Raw genomic sequence first — 4,267 nt, 5'->3', positions numbered from 1 at the left:
TGGGCTGATGGCAGCTTGAATGCAAGCATGCTACGACGCCTTGCGCGAACCAAGACCGCGTGGCTGGCTGCTTGTAGCCACCGAGGAGGTGGCTCGCTTGGCCTTTGCAAGCGGCGCATCTACGCGAGGGCCTAACTACCAAGTTCAGGGGCGCGCGCTTGGCGTAGCCGAAGCGTGCGGTGGTGGAGGCGTCCCCTGCAACGACCAGTTAGGCCGGTGAAAGTAGCAGAGCTGATGCGCGGGCAGCGAGCCCGCACACGAGGCGCCAGCCTGGTGTGCGCGATGAGCTGCTGCGGCAGCTTCCAAGATGAATCGTGCCATCACGCCTCCCTTTGCGTATGGCGTCAGCCATGCGCTGACGAATGCCTCAATCTAACGCACCTTCAACCTGAGAGGCAGAGGTGCCAGCACACCAACTTGGTGGCAAGAACGAATGTGCGACTGCCGCCGAGGAGGCGGCTCGTATGGCCTTGGCAAGCGGCGTATTCCGCGAGGGCCTAACTGGAAATAGACCAACCTGAGTTCACAGGCGGTGTTGGTCTAAAACGCAGACGAACCCAATTGGAGGGCGGCGCAAGTGCATGATTCGCATGGATTTTTCTCCCTTGTGCTTGTCGTCTTGCGGCAATTAGACCGCCTAAAAGGCGGCGGCGCAAGGCCTGGAAGCAGAAGGATGGGTAGGCGGCGCATGCGTTCTGCGCTAGACTGATTGAAGGTGATTAGGAGTGAATCATGCCTTCCGCAGAGACCCGTGTGATGACGGCCCATGTGCCTGTTCCTTTGGCTGAGCAGGTTGACCAGCTAGCGGCCAAGCTCGAGCGATCGAGAGGGTGGGTGCTCAAGCAGGCCTTGGCTGCCTATGTCGACCGTGAAGCAGAGCGCTACCGTATGACGGTGGAAGCCATGGCTGACGTGGACAGCAAGAGCGGGGTGAGCCATCACGACGTGAAGGCCTGGGCCGCATCGTTGAGCACCGACAAGCCTGGGCAGTTGCCTGAATGACGATCAACTGGACCCGCGCCGCCCTTGGAGATCTGGGGCGGCTGTATGAGTTTTTGCGACCGGTGAACAAGGATGCTGCTGCGCGGGTTGTACAGCGGTTGACTGCTGGACCCGACTTGCTGGTGATGCAGCCCCGGATTGGGACAAAGCTGACTGAGTTCGAGCCTCGGGAGGTGCGCTACATCTTGGTTGGCGACTACGAGATTCGATACGAAATCACCGCCGAAGACGAGATCTGGATCTTGCGGTTGTGGCACACACGCGAACTCCGGTAGCCACCGAGGAGGTGGCTCGTGTGGCCTGGGCATGCGGCGTATTGCGCATGGGCCTAACGCCCAAGTTCAGGGGCGCCCACTTGGCGTGGCCGAAGCGAGCAGTGGTGGAGGCGTCCCCTGCAACGCCCAGTTAGGCCGATGGTGGCATGCGGCTGATTTGGCATGAAACCCCTGTGTGTTGATTGCTGTGCTGACGCCAGCTTGGATGCAAGCATGCCACGAGACCTTGCGCGAACCAAGAAGCGCATGCCTGGCTGCGAGTAGCCACCGAGGAGGTGGCTCGCTTGGCCTGCGCAAACGGCGTATTAACGCGAGGGCCTAACGCCCAAGTTCAGGGGCGCCCGCTTGGCGTGGCCGAAGCGAGCAGTGGTGGAAGCGTCCCCTGCAACGCCCAGTTAGGCCGGTGCAAGTAGCAGGGCGCCTGCGCAGCCAGCGAACCCGCACACGAGGCGCAAGCCTGGTGTGCGCGATGAACTGCAGTGGCAGCCCTTGATGTGAACCGTGCCATCACGCCTCCCTTTGCGTATGCGTCAGCCATGCGCTGACGAATGCCTCAATCTAACGCACCTGCAACCTGGGCGGTAGCGGTGCCAGCACACCAATTTGGTGGCAAGAACGAATGTGCGACTGCCGCCGAGGAGGCGGCTCGTTTGGCCTAGGCAAGCGGCGTGTTCCGCGAGGGCCTAACGCCCGTTCAGGGGCGCCCGCTTGGCGTGGCCGAAGCGTGCACTGGTGGAGGCGTCCCCTGCAACGCACAGTTAGGCCAAGGTGCAAGTAGCAGAGCCGATGCGCGTGCAGCGAGCCCGCACACGAGGCGCCAGCCTGGTGTGTGCGATGAGCTGCGGTGGCAGCCTCCGAGATGAACCGTGCCATCACGCCTCCCTTTGCGTATGGCGTGGTAATCCCCCCATTAACCAGAGCTCTGAGAAGTAGAGCTATGCGGCCATGGCCAACCGCTGCTTGGGGGTGATGCCGCCCAAGGCCATGTTTGGGCGTTCATGGTTGTACATCCACATCCATTGGGTGGCGTACAGCCTGACCTCGTCAAGGTCTGTCCAATGGTACTGCGAGAGCCATTCGTAGCGCACCGTTCGGTTGAAGCGTTCTACATAGGCGTTCTGTTGTGGCTTGCCCGGTTCGATGTGCTCAAAGCGAATGCCCCACGACTTGGCCCAGGCCTCGATGGCCGCGCTGATGTACTCCGGACCGTTGTCGCAGCGAATGACCTGCGGCTTGCCACGCCAGGCTATGACCTGTGTGAGCGTGCGGATCACCCGCAGCGTGGGCAGCGAGAAGTCGACCTCGATGCCCAGTGCTTCGCGGTTGAAGTCATCGATGATGTTGAGCAGCCTCACGTTTGCGGCGCTCCTCTGCGCGCTGCGCGCGTTGTTGGGGGTTCTCTGCAGAGTGCTTGGCCGTATTTGCAGCCATACATTGACGGCATGAGTTGCGATAGCCGATCGAGGCCACGCCTGCTCGTGTGTTTTTGTACTGCCCGAAATACTCGCGAGTTTCGGGCAGGATTCGCCCGCAGTCTTTGCAGGGCTTAGTTGATTGGTGCATGGTGTAGTGGCCTAACGCCCAAGTTCAGGGGCGCCCATAAGGCGTGGCCGAGGCGATGCGACGTGTGAGCGTCCCCTGCAACGCACAGTTAGGCCAAGGTGCAAGTAGCAGGGCCTTTGCGCGGCCAGCGAGCCCGCACACGAGGCGCAAGCCTGGTGTGTGCGATGAGCTGCAGTGGCAGCTTCCGAAATGAACCGTGCCATCACGCCTCCCTTTGCGTATGGCGTCAGCCATGCGCTGACGAATGCCTCAATCTAACGCACGTTGAACCTGCGCGACCAGTGGTGATGACACCCGGATTTGGTGGCCAGAACCAATGCTCCGCAGCCGCCGAGGAGGCGGCTCGTGTGGCCTGGGCATGCGGCGTATTGCGCATGGGCCTAACGCCCAAGTTCACCGGCGGCCATGCGAAGCATGGGCGTCCGTGTGCAACGCCCAGTTAGGCTGGTGGCAGGTGAGCGGCAGCATGCGCATGAGGCCCCTGTGTGTTGATTGCCGAGCCTTGGGCCCGAATGACTGCAAGCATGCCACGAGCCCCCGCGCGAACCAAGAGGCGCATGCCCGGCTGATTGCTGCCGCCGAGAAGGCGGCTCGCTTGGCCTGCGCATGCGGGGTGTTCAGCATTGGCCTAACTACCAAGGTAAGCGGCGCCGGAGCACCGAAGGTGCGTAGGGCACCAACACAGGCCATGAGAATGCCGAAGGCATGGCCTGTGTTGGCGTCCGCTTGACCGACCAGTTAGGCCGCTGACTTTGTGTGATGCCATGACTTATGCAATCAGCGAAGTTAATGCCTGCGAATGCGCTTGCCGGCAGCAAACATAGATGCCCCAGCGCCAAGCATAAGAACGGCTCCCCATCGAGAGTGCTCATTCGGGACGATCCGAATGTAGCTATGGCTGGCACCTGGCATGAACGGGAGTAAGCGTCCGACGACGACCCTCTAGCCAAGGCTGTATGGCGGCGTGAAGATCGCGTCCACTATGGAGAAGATGGTGGACGCGATCGCAAAACAAGACTCAGACGCCAAGACAGGCGTTGTGGGTGTACGCAAGCGGCGGACGTACAGCAAACAGTTCAAGGCCGAGGTGGCGGCGCAATGCCTGATGCCCGGCGCATCGGTGTCAGCGATTGCCCTGAGCCATGGCATCAACGCCAACGTGATTCGCAAGTGGCTGCCGCCAGGGCCTGTGCCCATGGCCCGCGCACCAGTGCTGTTGCCGGTGATGATTGAGCCCGATACACCGCCTGCACAGCCGGCAGCGACGCAGCCCATCGAACTGAGCATGCATGTGTCACCGACCGGCGTAATGGAGCCACTTCGTGATCGGCATATTGGAGCCAGCCGATGATCGGCGTTATGGATCCAGTGCGTGATCGCCGTATTGGAGCCAGCGGCGGATCGGCGTAATGGAGCCAGTCTGCGCT

Annotated in this window: 3 protein-coding genes and 1 pseudogene; 3 read left to right on the top strand and 1 reads right to left on the bottom strand. The window is 61.5% G+C overall.

Features of this window, described 5'->3' with window-relative positions:
* Window positions 1-732 precede the first annotated feature (732 nt).
* On the top strand, window positions 733-1,002 hold the full coding sequence (locus ABG80_RS10675) for a CopG family ribbon-helix-helix protein (protein ID WP_058087656.1): 270 nt from the start codon (window positions 733-735) through the stop codon (window positions 1,000-1,002).
* The gene (locus tag ABG80_RS10670) at window positions 999-1,277 is read left to right on the top strand and encodes a type II toxin-antitoxin system RelE/ParE family toxin (RefSeq protein WP_058087655.1); all 279 of its coding nucleotides are present in this window, start codon (window positions 999-1,001) and stop codon (window positions 1,275-1,277) included. The genes ABG80_RS10675 and ABG80_RS10670 overlap by 4 nt, the downstream gene beginning before the upstream one ends.
* A gap of 935 nt (window positions 1,278-2,212) precedes the next feature.
* Here the strand turns inward: ABG80_RS10670 and ABG80_RS10665 are convergent.
* Window positions 2,213-2,629, bottom strand: a pseudogene (locus ABG80_RS10665) (integrase core domain-containing protein); the annotation flags it as partial.
* A gap of 1,175 nt (window positions 2,630-3,804) precedes the next feature.
* Here ABG80_RS10665 and ABG80_RS10660 point away from each other — a divergent pair.
* Window positions 3,805-4,191, top strand: a complete 387-nt coding sequence (locus tag ABG80_RS10660; protein WP_200964300.1) for a transposase — start codon at window positions 3,805-3,807, stop codon at window positions 4,189-4,191.
* Window positions 4,192-4,267 lie beyond the last annotated feature (76 nt).

The organism is Aquabacterium parvum (assembly GCF_001447195.1).
In the GTDB taxonomy this organism is placed as follows: Bacteria; Pseudomonadota; Gammaproteobacteria; order Burkholderiales; family Burkholderiaceae_C; genus Aquabacterium; species Aquabacterium parvum.
The sequence above is the reverse complement of the archived record's forward strand: the minus strand, read 5'-3'. Positions and strand labels throughout refer to the sequence as shown.